The 15,232-nt window shown below is 65.9% G+C and carries 17 protein-coding genes and 1 pseudogene; 14 read left to right on the forward strand and 4 right to left on the reverse strand.

From position 1 onward, the window contains the following. Positions 1-16 precede the first annotated feature (16 nt). The 4 genes and pseudogenes from purM (at position 17) to EBB59_RS02790 (ending at position 3,344) form a co-directional block, all read left to right on the forward strand. Positions 17-1,156, forward strand: a complete 1,140-nt coding sequence (purM, locus tag EBB59_RS02775) for a phosphoribosylformylglycinamidine cyclo-ligase (protein ID WP_425451787.1) — start codon at positions 17-19, stop codon at positions 1,154-1,156. A gap of 12 nt (positions 1,157-1,168) precedes the next feature. Further along, a pseudogene (gene purN / locus EBB59_RS02780) lies at positions 1,169-1,738 on the forward strand (phosphoribosylglycinamide formyltransferase); the annotation flags it as partial. A 114-nt stretch (positions 1,739-1,852) separates the two neighbouring features. After that, positions 1,853-2,656, forward strand: a complete 804-nt coding sequence (locus tag EBB59_RS02785) for a DUF3108 domain-containing protein (protein WP_122100628.1) — start codon at positions 1,853-1,855, stop codon at positions 2,654-2,656. Between the two features lies 1 nt (position 2,657). Next, positions 2,658-3,344: a DUF3108 domain-containing protein gene (locus EBB59_RS02790; RefSeq protein WP_122100629.1), complete on the forward strand. Its 687-nt coding sequence runs from the start codon at positions 2,658-2,660 to the stop codon at positions 3,342-3,344. A 60-nt stretch (positions 3,345-3,404) separates the two neighbouring features. Here EBB59_RS02790 and murA read toward each other — a convergent pair whose 3' ends face one another. Together murA and EBB59_RS02800 are read right to left on the reverse strand one after the other, a co-directional pair. Then, the gene (gene murA, locus EBB59_RS02795; protein WP_122100630.1) at positions 3,405-4,682 is read right to left on the reverse strand and encodes a UDP-N-acetylglucosamine 1-carboxyvinyltransferase; all 1,278 of its coding nucleotides are present in this window, start codon (positions 4,680-4,682) and stop codon (positions 3,405-3,407) included. Further along, complete coding sequence (locus EBB59_RS02800; protein WP_122100631.1) at positions 4,682-4,927, reverse strand: BolA family protein; 246 nt, start codon at positions 4,925-4,927, stop codon at positions 4,682-4,684. The genes murA and EBB59_RS02800 overlap by 1 nt, the downstream gene beginning before the upstream one ends. Positions 4,928-4,988: 61 nt before the next feature. Between EBB59_RS02800 and EBB59_RS02805 the strand changes: the two genes are divergently transcribed. The 10 genes from EBB59_RS02805 to rapZ all read left to right on the forward strand — a co-directional run bounded on the left by EBB59_RS02805 (position 4,989) and on the right by rapZ (position 12,556). Further along, entirely contained in the window at positions 4,989-5,975 is a 987-nt protein-coding gene (locus EBB59_RS02805; protein ID WP_122100632.1) for a KpsF/GutQ family sugar-phosphate isomerase, read from the forward strand. Positions 5,976-6,002: 27 nt separating this feature from the next. Beyond that, positions 6,003-6,551 carry a KdsC family phosphatase gene (locus EBB59_RS02810; protein WP_122100633.1) on the forward strand — a complete coding sequence of 183 codons (549 nt, stop codon included), beginning with the start codon at positions 6,003-6,005 and terminating at the stop codon, positions 6,549-6,551. Further along, entirely contained in the window at positions 6,548-7,105 is a 558-nt protein-coding gene (lptC, locus tag EBB59_RS02815; protein WP_122100634.1) for an LPS export ABC transporter periplasmic protein LptC, read from the forward strand. Before EBB59_RS02810 ends, lptC begins: the two co-directional genes overlap by 4 nt. Further along, the gene (gene lptA, locus EBB59_RS02820; protein ID WP_122100635.1) at positions 7,086-7,583 is read left to right on the forward strand and encodes a lipopolysaccharide transport periplasmic protein LptA; all 498 of its coding nucleotides are present in this window, start codon (positions 7,086-7,088) and stop codon (positions 7,581-7,583) included. The genes lptC and lptA overlap by 20 nt, the downstream gene beginning before the upstream one ends. Beyond that, a complete protein-coding gene (gene lptB, locus EBB59_RS02825; RefSeq protein WP_122100636.1) occupies positions 7,583-8,302 on the forward strand; it encodes an LPS export ABC transporter ATP-binding protein in 720 nt (239 codons plus the stop codon). Before lptA ends, lptB begins: the two co-directional genes overlap by 1 nt. A 44-nt stretch (positions 8,303-8,346) precedes the next feature. After that, positions 8,347-9,756: an RNA polymerase factor sigma-54 gene (locus EBB59_RS02830; protein WP_122100637.1), complete on the forward strand. Its 1,410-nt coding sequence runs from the start codon at positions 8,347-8,349 to the stop codon at positions 9,754-9,756. A gap of 119 nt (positions 9,757-9,875) precedes the next feature. Beyond that, a complete protein-coding gene (gene hpf, locus EBB59_RS02835) occupies positions 9,876-10,199 on the forward strand; it encodes a ribosome hibernation-promoting factor, HPF/YfiA family (RefSeq protein ID WP_122100638.1) in 324 nt (107 codons plus the stop codon). 57 nt (positions 10,200-10,256) lie between these two features. Then, positions 10,257-10,706 (forward strand): PTS sugar transporter subunit IIA, encoded by a 450-nt coding sequence (locus EBB59_RS02840; protein WP_122100639.1) that lies wholly within the window; start codon positions 10,257-10,259, stop codon positions 10,704-10,706. Continuing rightward, a complete protein-coding gene (hprK, locus tag EBB59_RS02845; protein ID WP_122100640.1) occupies positions 10,703-11,671 on the forward strand; it encodes an HPr(Ser) kinase/phosphatase in 969 nt (322 codons plus the stop codon). The genes EBB59_RS02840 and hprK overlap by 4 nt, the downstream gene beginning before the upstream one ends. Positions 11,672-11,680: 9 nt before the next feature. Next, on the forward strand, positions 11,681-12,556 hold the full coding sequence (gene rapZ / locus EBB59_RS02850; RefSeq protein WP_122100641.1) for an RNase adapter RapZ: 876 nt from the start codon (positions 11,681-11,683) through the stop codon (positions 12,554-12,556). Between the two features lie 69 nt (positions 12,557-12,625). Here the strand turns inward: rapZ and EBB59_RS02855 are convergent, their stop codons facing one another. Together EBB59_RS02855 and EBB59_RS02860 are read right to left on the reverse strand one after the other, a co-directional pair. Continuing rightward, positions 12,626-14,200 carry an NAD(P)-binding domain-containing protein gene (locus tag EBB59_RS02855; protein ID WP_122100642.1) on the reverse strand — a complete coding sequence of 525 codons (1,575 nt, stop codon included), beginning with the start codon at positions 14,198-14,200 and terminating at the stop codon, positions 12,626-12,628. Positions 14,201-14,242: 42 nt separating this feature from the next. Beyond that, the gene (locus tag EBB59_RS02860; protein ID WP_122100643.1) at positions 14,243-15,229 is read right to left on the reverse strand and encodes a sulfite exporter TauE/SafE family protein; all 987 of its coding nucleotides are present in this window, start codon (positions 15,227-15,229) and stop codon (positions 14,243-14,245) included. Positions 15,230-15,232 lie beyond the last annotated feature (3 nt).

A 15,232-nucleotide genomic window follows, 5' to 3' on the forward strand; every position in this document is an offset into this window, starting at 1 on the left:
GTTCGTTTCCCGGTCGATCCTGCGCGAATGGTGCCGCAGCGCGGCTTGCGCGTCCATCTCGGCCACCCGGCGGCTGTTAAAATCGCCGCCCCGCCGCCTGACGAAGCCTCCCGTGAACGAACCCACACCCCTGACCTACCGCGACGCCGGCGTGGACATCGACGCGGGCAACACATTGGTCGAACGGATCAAGCCACTGGTCGGAAAGAGTTTCCGGCCCGAGGTGATGGGCGGCCTGGGCGGCTTCGGCGCGATGTTCGATCTTTCCGCCAAGTACCGCGAGCCGGTGCTGGTCTCCGGCACCGACGGCGTGGGCACCAAGCTCAAGCTGGCGCAGCAGTTGGGTCGCCACGACACCATCGGCATCGACCTGGTGGCGATGTGCGTGAACGACGTGCTGGTGCAGGGCGCCGAGCCTTTGTTCTTCCTCGATTACTTCGCCACCGGCAAGCTGGACGTGGACACCGCCACGGCGGTGGTCGGCGGCATCGCGACAGGCTGCGCCGAGGCCGGCTGCGCGCTGATCGGCGGCGAGACCGCCGAAATGCCCGACATGTACCCGCCAGGCGAATACGATCTGGCCGGCTTCTGCGTGGCCGGCGTGGAGAAGAGCGAAATCCGCGACGGCGGCCGCGTCGAGGCCGGAGACGTACTGATCGGCATCGCCTCCAGCGGCCCGCATTCCAACGGTTATTCGCTGATCCGCCGCATTTACGACCGCGCCGGCCGCCCGGCCGACCTGGATCTCGGCGGAACGAAGCTGGTCGACGCGCTGATGGCGCCGACCCGGCTCTACGTCAAGCCGGTGCTCGAACTGCTGCGCGGCCCGCACGGCCAGGCCATCCACGCGATGGCGCACATCACCGGCGGCGGCCTGACCGAAAACATCGTCCGCGTCGTTCCCGAGGGGCTGGGCCTCGACATCGAGGCCGCCGCCATCGAACTGCCGCCCGTGTTCCAGTGGCTGCGGGAAGCCGGCAACGTGGCCGATGCCGAAATGTGGCGCACCTTCAATTGCGGCGTCGGCTTCGTGTTCGTGGCTCCGGCCGATGCGGCCGACGCGGTCAGCGCGGCGCTGGCGGACATGGCGCTGGCGCCGCGAGCGATCGGCCGGGTGGTCGAACGCGCCGACGGCCAGCGCGTGCGCTTCGTCTGAGCCGCTTCGAACATGCACAAGCCGCGCATCGCCGTGCTGGTATCGGGACGCGGCAGCCATCTGCAAGCGATGATCGACGCCATCGACGCCGGCCGGTTGGAAGCCGAACTGGCGGGCGTGTTCTCCGACCGGCCGGACTGCCCGGCGCTGGCCCGGGCGCCGGCGCCGTTGCGCTGGTCGCGCGAGGCCAGGTCGTACCCGGATCGCGCCGGCTTCGACGCCGAACTGGCCGACGCGGTGGCCGCCCGCGCGCCCGACTGGGTGGTCTGCGCCGGTTACATGCGCATCCTCGGTAACGATTTCGTGCACCGTTTCGCCGGCAGGCTGCTCAACATCCACCCATCCCTGCTGCCCAAATACAAGGGTCTGCACACCCACCGCCGTGCATTGCAGGCCGGCGACGCCGAGCATGGCGCCAGCGTGCATTGGGTGACGCCCGAGCTGGACGGCGGCGCGCTCATCGCCCAGACCCGCATCGCCATCGAGCCCGGCGATACGCCCGAAGCGCTGGCCGCGCGCCTGCTGCCGGCGGAGCACGCCCTCTTGCAACAAGTGCTGGCGGAGGCCGTGGCCGGCCGGCTGACACCGCCGCGCTGACGGACTGAACCGCGGACAACCGCCACCGGGATGGTCATCCGATATTTACGGCGCAATGGCTAGATTGCCCGGCCTGAATCGAGTTCCCGCCCCGCCCCCATGCACAAATTCAGATCCCTGCCGCTGAACGCGCTGTTGCTCGCCCCGCTGGCGCTGGCCGCCGGGCAAACGCCGTCGTCGCCTGTGGCCCCGGCCGCGCAGACGGCCCCGGCCCCGGCGCTGACGACCGACGCCGGCGACTACCGGCCCTACGAACTCAGACCCTTCGTCGGCGCCTACCAGGTGTTCCGCGCCGGCAAACCCCTGGGCAACGCCACCATGCGTCTGGTCAATACCGGCGGCGCGCGCTGGCGCATCGATCTCAACATCGTCGGCACCCAGGGCGTCGCCGGCATGGCCGGCATGAACATCCAGCAAAGCACGGTGTTCGATGTCCAGGGCGAACACTACCGGCCGATCTCGCAGAGCACCGTCCGCAACGCCCTGTTCGCCACCCGCAAGACGGTGGGCGTATACGACTGGGGCAAGCACAGCGCCAGTTGGAGTGGCGACGTGAAGAAATCGCGCCGCGGCAGGCAGATCGCACTGCAAGAGGGCGACATGAGCGGCCTGCTGATCAACCTCGCCTTGATGCGCGACGCCCGCCCGGGCAAGGCGCTGCAATACCGCTTCGTCGACGATGCGCGCCTGCGCACCTACCAGTACACGACCGCGCCGGCGACCGAGAACATCGCCATCGGCGAGATCAGCTACGATGCCCTGCGCGTCGAGCGCAGCAACGGCGGCAACGACCAGACCAAGATATGGGTGACTCAGGTGGTGCCGCTGCCGGTCCGCATCTATCTGAAGGACGGCGACGACGAAGCGCTCGACCTTCTCCTGATCAACTACAAGGGAGCCTGACATGAACCACGCCACCAAGACCGGCCTGGGCGCCACCATGCTGCTGGCGCTGGCCCTGCCCGTCGCGCGGGCCGCGGAGCTGAAACCCTTCAACGCCAGCTACCGCGCCAGCTACAACAACATGGCCGCCAACGCCACGATGTCGCTGGCCCCGGCCGGCAGCGACCGCTGGAACTACAACCTCAGCATGCAGAACGCGCTGGTTCAACTGAGCCGCAGCGCGGTGGTGGATGCCTCCGGCGCCCAACTGCGCCCGCTCTCGAACCGCGAAACCATCAACATGGTGGTGAAGAAGCGCAACAAGCAGGGCAGCTACGACTGGTCCGGCCAGCAAGCGCGCTGGAGCGGCGACATCAAGCCCGACCGCCAGGGCCCGGTACGCCTGCAAGCCGGCGACGTCGACGGCATGACGCTGAACCTCGCCATCGTGCAGGACGCCCTGGCCGGCAAACCGATGCGCTACCGCCTGATCGAAAACGGCAAGGCCAGCGCGATGAACTTCAGCGTGGCCGGCCGCGAGAACATGACCGTCGCCGGCAAACCGACCGAAACCATCAAGGTGATCAGCAGCGACGGCGGCACCACCCGCACGGTATGGGTCGCCGAGGGCATCCCGCTGCCGGTGCGCATCCTGCAAAAGGAAGACGATGGCGACACTATCGACCTGCGCCTGCAATCGATGAAGTGATCCCCGCCACAAACGAAAACCCGCGGAAAACCGCGGGTTTTCCGTGTTCGGCCGACGCGCTCAACCAACCCGGCGGATCTTCGCGCCCAATCCCGAGAGCTTCGCCTCGATGTTCTCGTAGCCGCGATCAAGGTGGTAGATGCGGTCGATGACCGTCTCGCCCCTGGCCACCAACCCGGCCAGGATGAGCGAGGCCGACGCGCGCAGGTCGGTGGCCATCACCGGCGCGCCGGTCAGGTCCGGGACCCCGCGCACCACGGCGGTATGGCCGTCCACCTTGATGTCCGCCCCCAACCGCTGCAACTCCTGCACATGCATGAAGCGGTTCTCGAAAATGGTTTCGCGGATCATCCCCGCGCCCTCGGCGATGCAGTTCATCGCCATGAATTGCGCCTGCATGTCGGTGGGGAAGCCCGGATGCGGCAGGGTGTTGACATCGACCGCGCGCGGGCGCCGGCCGCGCATGTCCACGGTGATGCGGTCGCCCTCGACCAGCACCTCGGCGCCGGCCTCGGCCAGCTTGGCCAGCACCGCGTCCATCGACTGCGGATGCGCGTGCAGCACGGTCACCCGGCCACCGGTCATCGCCGCCGCGACCAGGAAGGTACCGGCCTCGATGCGGTCGGCCAGCACGCTGTGCGTCGCCCCGCCGAGCGCCGCCACGCCCTGGACATGGATGCGCCCGCTGCCGGCTCCCTCGATCTTCGCCCCCATCGCCGCCAGGCAATCCGCCAGGTCGACGATCTCCGGCTCCATCGCGGCGTTTTCCAGCACGCTCTCGCCTTCCGCCAGACAGGCCGCCATCAGCACGTTCTCGGTGGCGCCGACGCTGACCATGTCGAAGGTGACGCGGCCGCCGCGCAGGCGTCCGGCGCGGGCCTTGATGAAGCCATGCTCGACCACGACCTCGGCGCCCAGCGCCTGCATGCCCTTGATGTGCTGATCGACCGGCCGCGAACCGATCGCGCAGCCGCCGGGCAACGACACCTCCGCCGCGCCGTGGCGGGCCAGCAGCGGCCCCAGCACCAGCACCGAGGCGCGCATGGTCTTGACCAGCTCGTAGGGCGCGACGTGGCCGTTCACCCCGCGCGGATCGACCGTCACCGCGCTGTCCCGGCCGCCGCCCCAGGTCGCTGGATCGATCTCCACCCCCGCCCCGAGTCCGGCCAACACCTTCTTGGTGGTGGCCACATCGTGCAAGGCCGGCACATTGCGGATGGTCACCGGCTCGTTGGCCAGCAAGGTGGCGCAAAGGATCGGCAACACCGCGTTCTTGGCGCCGGAAACCGGCACTTCGCCGTCCAGCGCCCGCCCCCCTTCGACCACGATCTTCTGCATCAGGCGGCTCCGGCCCTGGCGGCCTCTTCCGGCGTCATCGTCTTCAACGCCAGGGCGTGGATATCGCCGCCCATCTTCTCGCCCAGCGTGGCGTAGACCATGCGGTGCCGCGCCAGCGGCAGCTTGCCGGCGAAAGCCTCGCTGACCACCAGCGCCTCGAAATGCACGCCGTCATCGCCCGCCACCTCGACACACGCGCCGGGCAGGCCGGCTTCGATCAACTGCTGGATGATCTGCGGGTTCATCGGCCACACCTCGGAGCACGTAAAATGAGCCGGCCATTTTAGCGGAAGCACCGACACCGGCATGCACGACGCCGCCCCCTCCCCCGACTCCCTGCTCGCCAGCGCGCGCCGCGTGTTCGAGACCGAACGCGCCGCGCTGGATGCCGTCGGGGCCCGCCTCGGCGACGATTTCGCCCGCGCCTGCGCCCTGATCCTGCATACCCGGGGCCGGGTGGTCTGCACCGGCATGGGCAAGTCCGGCCACATCGCGCGCAAGATCGCCGCCACCCTCGCCTCCACCGGCACGCCCGCGTTCCACGTACATCCGGGCGAGGCCGGCCACGGCGATCTCGGCATGATCACCGACACCGACCTGGTGCTGGCGCTGTCCAACTCCGGCGAGACCGACGAACTGGTGATGCTGCTGCCGGTGCTGGCCCGCCAGGGCAACCGGCTGGTGGCGATGACCGGCCGCCCCGACTCCACCCTCGCCCGCCAGGCCGATGTCCACATCGACGCCAGCATCCCGGCCGAAGCCTGTCCGCACAGCCTCGCCCCGACCAGCTCGACCACCGCCGCGCTGGTGCTGGGCGACGCCCTGGCGGTGGCGTTGCTGGAGGCGCGCGGCTTCACCGCCGACGACTTCGCCCGCTCGCATCCGGCCGGCAGCCTCGGCCGCCGCCTGCTGCTGCACATCCGCGACGTCATGCACGTCGGTGACGAAGTGCCGCGGGTGCGGGAGACCGCCCTGCTGACCGAGGCGCTGATGGAAATCAGCCGCAAGCGCATGGGCATGACCGCGGTGGTCGATGGCGAAGGCCGCCTCGCCGGCCTGTTCACCGACGGCGACCTGCGCCGCACCCTGGATGCCGGCGCCGACGTCCACAGCACCCGCATCGCCGAGGTGATGACCCGCGCGCCCAAGACCATCCAGGCCGACGCCCTGGCGGTGGAAGCCGCGCAGCGGATGGAAGCGCACAAGATCAGCGCCTTGATCGTGGTGGATGCCGGCCGGCAGGTGGTCGGCGCCCTGAACATTCATGACCTGTTGCGCGCACGCGTGGTTTGATCCCCGTTCATATTGCCGACGCAGACGATGCCCGATACCCCCTTTCCCCCCGAACTGCTCGAACGCGCCCGCCGCATCCGGCTGGCGTGTTTCGATGTCGACGGCACACTGACCGACGGCCGCCTGCATTTCGACGACGAAGGCCGCGAGCACAAGGCCTTCCACGCGCAGGACGGGCTTGGGCTGGCGTTGTTGCGCAAGCACGGCATCGAGGTCGCGCTGATCACCGCGCGCAAGAGCCGCGTCACTGAAATCCGCGGCGCCGAGCTGGGCCTGACCGAAGTCCACACCGCCGCGCACGACAAGCTGGCCATGACGCGCGCCATCGCCGCGAAAATGGGTATCGACATGACGTGCGTCGCCTTCATGGGCGACGATCTGGTCGATCTCGGCGTATTCCCGCACGTCGGGCTGGCCGTCGCCCCGGCCAATGCGCACGCGTGGACCGCGCCCCATGCGCACTGGATCACCCCGCGCGAAGGCGGGCACGGCGCCGCCCGCGATTTCTGCGACCTGCTGCTGGAAGCGCGGGACAAACGCGAAGCCGTGCTCGCCGCGTTCGGGGCGGGCGCATGAACTGGCGCGGCTGGCTGACCCTGGCCCTGCTACTGGCTTCGATCGCCGGCGGCATCGCCATCCTGCGCCAGCAAAAGCAACTGCGCGGCGACGGCCAGGCCGAGGCGCGCCCGGACTACGTCCTGCACGATTTCGAGATCGTCACCCTCAAGAAGGACGGCAGCGAGGGCTTCACCCTGCGCGCGCCCGAGCTGGCGCGCAATCCCGACAACCGCGAGATGGACATCCGCACCCCGACCTTCCTCTTCCCCGACAAGCACGGCAGCCGCTGGCGCTCACAATCCAGGACCGCCTGGGTGAACGCCGAGGGCAGCGAGGTGCGGCTACGCGGCGACGTGCGCCTGGACAACCCCGGGGGCGTCAACCGGACGCGCCTGGAAACCGCGTCGCTCGACGTCTTCCCCGACGCCGAGCGCGCCACCAGCCAGGACGAAGTGGTCGTCACCCAGCCCGGTTCTATAATCCGCGGTCGCGGGCTCGAAGCCCAGCTCGACCAGAACCGCGTCACCCTGAAATCCGAGGTCCGTGCCCGCTATGCGCCGTCCATCCAGTAATGCCCTGCTCCTTGCCGCCGCACTCGCCGCCGCCAGTGGGGGGGCGCTGGCGAAATCGTCCGACCGCAACCAACCGATGACCATCGATGCCGACTGGTCCAGCTGCGGCCTGGGCGGGAACATGTCGTGCGAGATGCGCGGCAAGGTCGTGATCACCCAGGGCACGTTGAAGATCAACGCCGCGCAAGGGCAGTTCACCCAGAGCGACGGGCGTCCCAGCAAGGCGCGCATGACCGGCGGCGTGACCATGAACCAGCAGATGGACGACGGCACCCAGGTCAATACCCGATCCTCGGCGGTGGATTACGACTTCAATACCGAAATCGTCGTGCTGACCGGCAACGTCGAGATCACCCAGCCGCGCGGCGTACTGAAAGGCGAGCGCGTGGTCTACAACATGAAGACCGGCCAAGTGCAGAGCGGCGGCGAAGGCGGCGGCCGCGTGCGCATGACCATCCAGCCGAAGGCGGGCGGGTGATGCTGGTCGCCGAGGGGCTGCGCAAACGCTACAAGTCGCGCGAGGTCGTCCACGACTTCGGCCTGACGCTGAGCGCGGGCGAAGTGGTGGGCCTGCTCGGCCCCAACGGCGCCGGCAAGACCACCTGCTTCTACATGATCGTCGGCCTGGTGCCGGCCGATGCCGGCCGCATCGTCCTCGACGGCCAGGACATCACCAGTGCACCGATGTACGACCGCGCCAAACTCGGCGTCGGCTACCTGCCGCAGGAGCCTTCGGTGTTCCGCAAGCTGTCGGTGGCCGACAACCTGCGCCTGGTGTTGGAGTTGCGCGGAGACCTCGACCGCGCCGGCCGGGAACGCGAACTGGCCAGCCTGATGGACGAATTGCAGGTCGGCCACGTCGCCGGACAGAACGGCGCCAGCCTCTCCGGGGGCGAACGTCGCCGGGTCGAGATCGCCCGCGCGCTGGCCGCCAATCCACGGCTGATGCTGCTGGACGAGCCATTCGCCGGCGTCGATCCGATCTCGGTCGGCGAGATCCAGCGCATCATCACCCACCTCAAGAATCGCGGCATCGGCGTGCTCATCACCGACCACAACGTGCGCGAGACCTTGGGAATCTGTGACCGAGCGTATATTCTGAACGAAGGCGGCGTGCTTGCTCAGGGGGCTCCGGATGCGCTGCTGGCCAATCCCGACGTTCGACGCGTCTATCTCGGCGAGACCTTCCGTCTCTAACCGTGGACACCGGCGGCGGGACATCTGTTCCGTGCCGGGGTTCCATGAAGCAACAACTCACCGCCAGCCAGACCCAGCAGCTCGCGCTGACGCCACAGTTACGCCAGGCGCTGGCCGTATTGCAAATGTCGGCCATCGAGCTGGAAACCGAAATCGCCGAGGCGATCGAGACCAATCCGCTGCTGGAATGGAGCGATGACTCCCCACCGGCCGAGGCCAGCGACGGCAACGCCGAATACAAGGAGGAAGCGCCCGAATGGGAACGCCTCGAAGCCGGCGAGGACTGGAGCACCCCCGGCGACTGGCAGAACGGCGAGGAATGGCGCCGCGGCAACGGCGGTAGCGACGATATCGTCGAGCGCCAGGCGGCCGAGGAAGACCTCCGCCAGCACCTGCTGTGGCAGCTCTGCCTCAGCCACCTCGGCCCGCGCGACCTGCAAATCGGCAGCGCGCTGATCGATGCCATCGACGACGACGGCTACCTGCGCGAACCGCTGCAAGGCATCATCGAACTGCTACGCCCCAGGTGGGAGATCGATGAGAGCGACATCCTGCCGGTGCTTCACCTGATCCAACGCTTCGACCCACTGGCCAGCGGCAGCCGCGACCTCGGCGAATGTCTGTGCATCCAGCTCTCCCAATTGCCGGAAAACACCCCCGCGCTGCCGCTGGCCCGGCGCATCGCCGCCGAAGCGATCATGCGCCTGCCGAAGATCGGCCCCGAAGGCGTGGCCCGCGAATTCCACTGCGCCCCCCGCGAAGCGACCACGGCGATCGAACTGCTGCGCACCCTCGATCCACGGCCAGGCGCCCAGATCGGCGGCCTGGCGCAGGATACCTACGTCACGCCCGATGCGGTGATCTGGCGCCAGAAAGGCCTCTGGCGCGCGGCGCTGGCCGCGCCGTCGCGGCCGCGCATCTGCATCAACCACGAATACGCGCGGATGGCCGCCAAGGCCGCCGGTAGCGACGGCCGGTACCTGCGCGGCCGGTTGCAGGAAGCGCGCTGGCTGCTGAAGAACATCGAACAACGCGGCGAGACACTGCTGCGAGTGCTCAACTGCCTGATTCGCGAGCAGGCCGGCTTCCTGGAATTCGGCGAGAACGCGCTGCGCCCGCTGACGCTCCGTGAAGTGGCCGCCAAACTGGAACTCCACGAGTCCACCATTTCCCGCGCCATCGCCCGCAAGCATGTGCACACCCCGCGCGGCACCCTGGCGTTACGCGACTTCTTCGCCTCCGGCATCGACAACGATGGGGTATCGGCATCGAGCACCGCGATCCAATCGATGATCCGGGAACTGATCGACGCCGAAAACCCGCGCAAGCCGCTCTCCGACGCCGCACTGGTCGTCAAGCTCAAGGAACGCGGCGTACCGGTCGCGCGCCGCACGGTGGCCAAGTACCGCGAAGTGCTGGGCATCGCCTCCTCGCACGAACGCGTGCGGCTGTAACCGGCCGCGGCAGCCCCCACCGGTACTTTTCGCCCCCGTATTAACCCGCCTTTCACCCCTTTCCGGCCCGGATGGGCGATGCTGTCGACGCAAACCCACCCAATGGAGGAAGAGCCGACATGCAGATCGAAGTCCATGGCCAGAACATCGAAGTCACCGACGCCCTGCGTAGCTACGTCGAGGAAAAGATGACGCGCCTCGGCCGTCACGGCACACGCGGCGAGCTGCGCGTGCAACTGCGCGTGGACAAGCCCGACCACCGCGCCGAAGGCAACCTCAAACTGCCCGGCGGCGACTACCACGCCGATGCCAGCGCGCAGACGATGTACGCCGCCATCGACCTCCTAGTCGACAAGCTCGACCGCCTGCTGATCAAGCACAAGGAAAAACTGACCGATCACCGCCGCGGCGACAACCCCACCCGAGACGGCACCTTCGGCTGAGCGCCGGCCACCCGCAGGCTGGTATCCTCGTCGGTTGTTGTCGCACCGGCGCGTGGCATGAGCCTGACGCAGATCCTGCAACCTGACCGCATCGCCGTCCTGCACGATTGCAGCGACGGCGATGACCTGATCATCGCCCTGTCCGGCCTGCTGGCCGATACCAAGGCCCAGCTCGGCCCGATCGCCGACAGCCTGCGCCAGCGCGAGCGCCTCGGCAGCACCGCCATCGGCCACGGCGTGGCCTTGCCGCACGGCCGCAACGATCTTTTCGAACAGGCCCGCGCGGCTTTCATCCGGCTCTCCCAGCCCATCGCCTACGGCGCGCTGGACGGCGAGCCGGTGGATCTGGTGCTGGCGCTATCGGTGCCGTCACACTTCACGCACCAACATCTGCGGCTGCTGGCCGAGATCGCCGAGCGCTTCGCCGCCCCCGGCCTGCGCGACGCGCTGCGTGGCGCGCCCGATACCGCCACCATCCACGCCCTCCTCACCACGACCGCGCCATGAGCGGCCAACGCATCTCCGCGCAGGCGCTCTACGAGCACCTACAGGATCGCCTCGACCTGCGCTGGCTGGCGGCGCTCGACGCGCCGGAACGCACCCTGGTCGCCGAGGACACCAATGCCCGCCGCCCCTCGCTGGCCGGCTACCTCAACATCATCTATCCGAACAAGGTGCAGATCCTCGGCACCGAGGAATTGAACTGGCTGGACGGGCTGGACGCGCGCGCGCGCTGGGAGGTGATCGAGAAGATCGTTCAGGCCCGGCCACTGGCGCTGGTGGTGAGCAAGCACCAAACCGCCCCCGAAGACCTGCTGGCCGCCGCCGAGGAATCCGGCACCCCGGTCTGGGGCTCGCCCCGCCGCGGTCACGAGCTGCTCAATCTGTTCCAGTACCACCTGGCCCGCGAACTGGCGCCGCGCACCACCCTGCACGGCGTGTTCATGGAGATCTATTCGATCGGCGTGCTGATCACCGGAGAATCCGGCTCGGGCAAGAGCGAGCTTGCGCTGGAGCTGGTCAGTCGCGGCCACCGGCTGGTGGCCGATGACGCCCCCGAATTCACCCAGATCGCCCCCGACGTGCTCGACGGCACCTGCCCGGAACTGCTACAGGACATGCTGGAAGTTCGCGGCCTGGGCGTGCTCAACGTGCGCAGCATGTTTGGCGACACCGCGGTCAAGCGCAACAAATACCTGCGCCTCATCGTGCACCTGACCCGGCCGCACCTGGAGCCGCAGCCAAGCGGGATCGAACGCATCACCGGCGACCTCGGCACCCGCCGCGTGCTCGATCTGGACGTGCCGATGATCACCCTGCCGGTGATGCCCGGCCGCAACCTGGCCGTATTGACCGAAGCCGCCGCGCGCCTGCACATCCTGCGCGTGAAGGGCATCGATCCGGCAGCCGCCTTCATGGCCCGGCATTCGCGTTTTCTCGAAGCCGCCGCGCCGGAACCGACACCCCCATAGAACCCGACGATGACCGCCCCCTCGCCCCCGCCCTTCGTGCTGCTGACCGGAATGTCCGGGTCGGGCAAATCGATCGCATTGAAGACACTGGAAGATTTCGGCTACTACTGCATCGACAACCTGCCGGCGGAACTGCTGACCGAAGCCGTGCGCAGCCTGGCCGAACACGAAGCCGGCGCACCCGAGCGGCTGGCCGTGGCGATCGACGTGCGCAGCCGCAGCGACCTCGCCCACATGCCGGAATGGCTATCGGCGCTGGGCCGCCTTGGCCATGATCCCCGCCTGCTATTCATCGACTCCGGCAACGAAGTGCTGCTGCGCCGCTATGCCGACACCCGCCGCCGACACCCGTTAAGCCACCTCGGGCTGGTGCTGGCCGATGCCATCGCGCTAGAACGCCAGGCCCTCAAACCCCTGCGCGGGCTGGCCGACGCGGTGATCGACAGCAGCAGCTTGAACGTACACCAGCTACGCCGCCGGATGATCGACCAACTCGGCATCGGCGAGGATACGCCGCCGGCATTGCTATTCGAATCCTTCGCCTACAAACGCGGGCTGCCGGCCGATGCCGACTTCGTGTTCGATGCGCGGGTACTGCCCAATCCACACTGGAACCCGGAGCTGCGCCCGCTTTCCGGCCGCGACGCCGCCGTGCGCGAATTCCTCGACGCCCAACCCGACGTGCAGAAATACCTGGCCCAGGTGCGCGAATTCCTCGCCAGTTGGCTGCCACGCCTCCGCGAGGAAACCCGCAGTTACATCACCGTGGCTTTCGGCTGTAGTGGCGGCCGACACCGCTCGGTCTATCTGGCCGAGACTCTGGCCGTCGAATACCGCGACAGAAACTGGCCAGAAGCGACAACATTCCACCGGGAACTCGAATAACCCCGCCGGGAGCAGCTTCCCGGCGAAGATGCGAAACCACCCTCGCAAGGAAATTCCGGCAGGGCCACGTCACTTTATGACGCGGTACTTGTCAGCCCCCAGCGCATGGAAGATCTTGCACAACAGAAAGGCAACGACTTCTATGAGAAGCACCCGCTTGGGCATAGTGGGCAGATTTTTTATCTTGTCCACCACCAAGTGAGGCTTTGCTCCCGGCCCATGCAGCCTGAAAATTCCGGGACACAGAAATGAAGCGTTCACCTTGTACCAAAGCCTGATGCTCTGCCGGAAAAGCCTGCCCTGCCTCGGCATGGCCCCTATCGCCCCGGCCAGGGAAACGATATAAGTGTAAAAATCCACGATGTGGGGAATTCTTTGGTAATCCTTCGGGAACTGTTCCTCGAACAATGCCCTGAAATTCTCGATCGACGCCTTCCGTTCCTCCAAAGAAGGAAGCGTGTACTTCCCCGCCAACTTAAGCGCCAGACACCGCGCCTGAAGCTCCGACAACGGAGGAATGGCTCCCACCCCCGGGCGGACAAACCCCACGAAGCTGATACTGTCGTCATGCAGGGGGAACATATAGTGATACATATTCCTGCTCGTGAATTCCCTGGACATTTCGTCGGGCAAGAAAGCCACATCGTGCCCATAACCCGTACACATCACGATCATGTCCGCATCCACGTATTCCCCACCCTCGAAGGAAACGCCCGCCGCGTGAACCCGGGAAATTCCCCTCTTGAGGATTCCCGGATTCGAAAGATACCTTTCTATAAAGCCTTCGCTCTTGGTTGTAATCCTGCGGAACGGACCAAGCCCGGCCACATCCCGATAACCATTGTTCAAGAAGTCGATCGCCTCCTGCACCTCCCTTCCCCTACCTGACCTTATCATTCCCCTTTCAACGGATCTCTTCAGACGCAGTAGCCCGCCAAGGAAAGTCTGGTTGATTTTTCGTGGCAGGCAGTGGTAGAGAATTGACGTATCCAGATCTGTCGGCTTTCCGTCGTGATAACGCTGAATGAAATAACCCGGCCAGCGCCTGACCGAAACACTGACCTCGGCGCCATTTTCGCAGGCCATTTCAACCAGATCCGATCCGGTTTCGCCAAGCCCCACGAACACCACCTTTCTGCCGTTGAAAACGTCCTTTTCCTTTATGTCCGCGCCATGAAGGATGTCTCCATGAAAGTCGTCCTGCCCAGGCAAGGATATCCGCCTTGGCGACATGTTGACGCCACTGCACACGACAAGGTGATCAAAAACCTTTTCCCTCTCGATACCGGAATACTCGTATCTCACCAGCCATTCCCGCCCCTGCTTGCGCACCCGGACAACTTTCGAATCGAAATTTATACACTGGCGCAACGAAAATTCATCGACGTAATCTTCGAGATATCGCAGATACTGCGCGGCCGACCACATATCCATACACCCGGAATCGACATCGGGCAGAAAATCGCTGAAGGCCACCAGGCAGGGATTATTAACCAGCCTCAACCCGGGATAAGAGCTGGAAAACACACCGCCTATCGACGACCTGCTTTCAAAAACCTCGACCGAAGAGCAATCCCCCATCTCCAGAAGCTCCTTGGCCGCCACCAGTCCCGACGCACCCGCTCCGACAATTCCGACTCTCATGATTACCTCCCCACAATTTCACGGTTCAAAAACAAATCCGCATCACCACCGCGCCCGCCGCCCCCAGCCACTCAGCACATGAAAAACCATAATGAAGGAAACCAACAGACCAATGCTCAACATCTTCTGCTGGAGGGTAAGCGGCAAGATAACCCACGCAAAAACGAACTGGATCATTATGGATATTTGCAACAACACGATAATCACCCTCCGCGAGACCCTACTGGCTACCCTGGCCCCCAATGGGGCGCCGATCATGGCGGCGGGAACCCCAACCAGCCAGTAATCCAGCGCCTCCGGGGAAAACCCGCCGGGAACCAGTGTCGACTTGATCGCCACACCCATGAGCGAACCCAGCCCCATCAAAACGACCGACGTCGGGGTCGCGACCTTTTCCGATATGTTCAAGACCAGCACCGCGAAAGAGAACATTATTATATCGGCCCCGGTTCCGATCAAAGCCGTCACCACCCCGCCGACAATAGCCAGGAAAAAAGCCACCAGATACGCGACGCGGCTGCGCGCAATAATATCCGATGAGTAGTGGCCACCCGCATCCTTCAGCCGCGGGATCATGACCAGTGCAAAACCCATCCATATGGAGGCAAAGGAAATCTTCAACACCACCGGCAGGAAATAGCCATCGATGAACTTGAATGCAACGACCTGCCCGACGAAGCAACCCGCCAGGGAAACAGCCAACAACCGCCTGGCAACAGGCACTCCCTTCCGGTAAATATAATATCCAGCGCAACACATCCCCACACTTTGGATCATCAGGGAAAAGTCCCTGGCCACCGCCGGCTTGATATTGAAGAACAAAGTCATCACGGGAAAGGCCACCGCACCGCCGCCCTCACTCGTGGAACCCGCCACGAACGATCCCGCCAGCATGGTGGGCACCACGAATCCATTCGCCACGAAATCCGGCAGCTTTCCCGTGAAAAAAATAACCCACGCCCAGACCGCCAACGCGACGCACTGGGCCAACAGCGTATTCTTCCTAGAGAAAAACGCTTTAATATCCATACT

This window comes from Solilutibacter pythonis (genome assembly GCF_003697345.1).
GTDB lineage: Bacteria > Pseudomonadota > Gammaproteobacteria > Xanthomonadales > Xanthomonadaceae > Solilutibacter > Solilutibacter pythonis.

Bases quoted from the DNA above. Each gene is read 5' to 3' on its own strand.
- EBB59_RS02785 (WP_122100628.1), top strand. From the start codon at position 1,853: ATGCACAAATTCAGATCCCTGCCGCTGAACGCGCTGTTGCTCGCCCCG.
- EBB59_RS02790 (WP_122100629.1), top strand. From the start codon at position 2,658: ATGAACCACGCCACCAAGACCGGCCTGGGCGCCACCATGCTGCTGGCG.
- murA (WP_122100630.1), bottom strand. From the start codon at position 4,682: ATGCAGAAGATCGTGGTCGAAGGGGGGCGGGCGCTGGACGGCGAAGTG.
- EBB59_RS02800 (WP_122100631.1), bottom strand. From the start codon at position 4,927: ATGAACCCGCAGATCATCCAGCAGTTGATCGAAGCCGGCCTGCCCGGC.
- EBB59_RS02805 (WP_122100632.1), top strand. From the start codon at position 4,989: ATGCACGACGCCGCCCCCTCCCCCGACTCCCTGCTCGCCAGCGCGCGC.
- EBB59_RS02810 (WP_122100633.1), top strand. From the start codon at position 6,003: ATGCCCGATACCCCCTTTCCCCCCGAACTGCTCGAACGCGCCCGCCGC.
- lptC (WP_122100634.1), top strand. From the start codon at position 6,548: ATGAACTGGCGCGGCTGGCTGACCCTGGCCCTGCTACTGGCTTCGATC.
- lptA (WP_122100635.1), top strand. From the start codon at position 7,086: ATGCGCCGTCCATCCAGTAATGCCCTGCTCCTTGCCGCCGCACTCGCC.
- lptB (WP_122100636.1), top strand. From the start codon at position 7,583: ATGCTGGTCGCCGAGGGGCTGCGCAAACGCTACAAGTCGCGCGAGGTC.
- EBB59_RS02830 (WP_122100637.1), top strand. From the start codon at position 8,347: ATGAAGCAACAACTCACCGCCAGCCAGACCCAGCAGCTCGCGCTGACG.
- hpf (WP_122100638.1), top strand. From the start codon at position 9,876: ATGCAGATCGAAGTCCATGGCCAGAACATCGAAGTCACCGACGCCCTG.
- EBB59_RS02840 (WP_122100639.1), top strand. From the start codon at position 10,257: ATGAGCCTGACGCAGATCCTGCAACCTGACCGCATCGCCGTCCTGCAC.
- hprK (WP_122100640.1), top strand. From the start codon at position 10,703: ATGAGCGGCCAACGCATCTCCGCGCAGGCGCTCTACGAGCACCTACAG.
- rapZ (WP_122100641.1), top strand. From the start codon at position 11,681: ATGACCGCCCCCTCGCCCCCGCCCTTCGTGCTGCTGACCGGAATGTCC.
- EBB59_RS02855 (WP_122100642.1), bottom strand. From the start codon at position 14,200: ATGAGAGTCGGAATTGTCGGAGCGGGTGCGTCGGGACTGGTGGCGGCC.
- EBB59_RS02860 (WP_122100643.1), bottom strand. From the start codon at position 15,229: ATGGATATTAAAGCGTTTTTCTCTAGGAAGAATACGCTGTTGGCCCAG.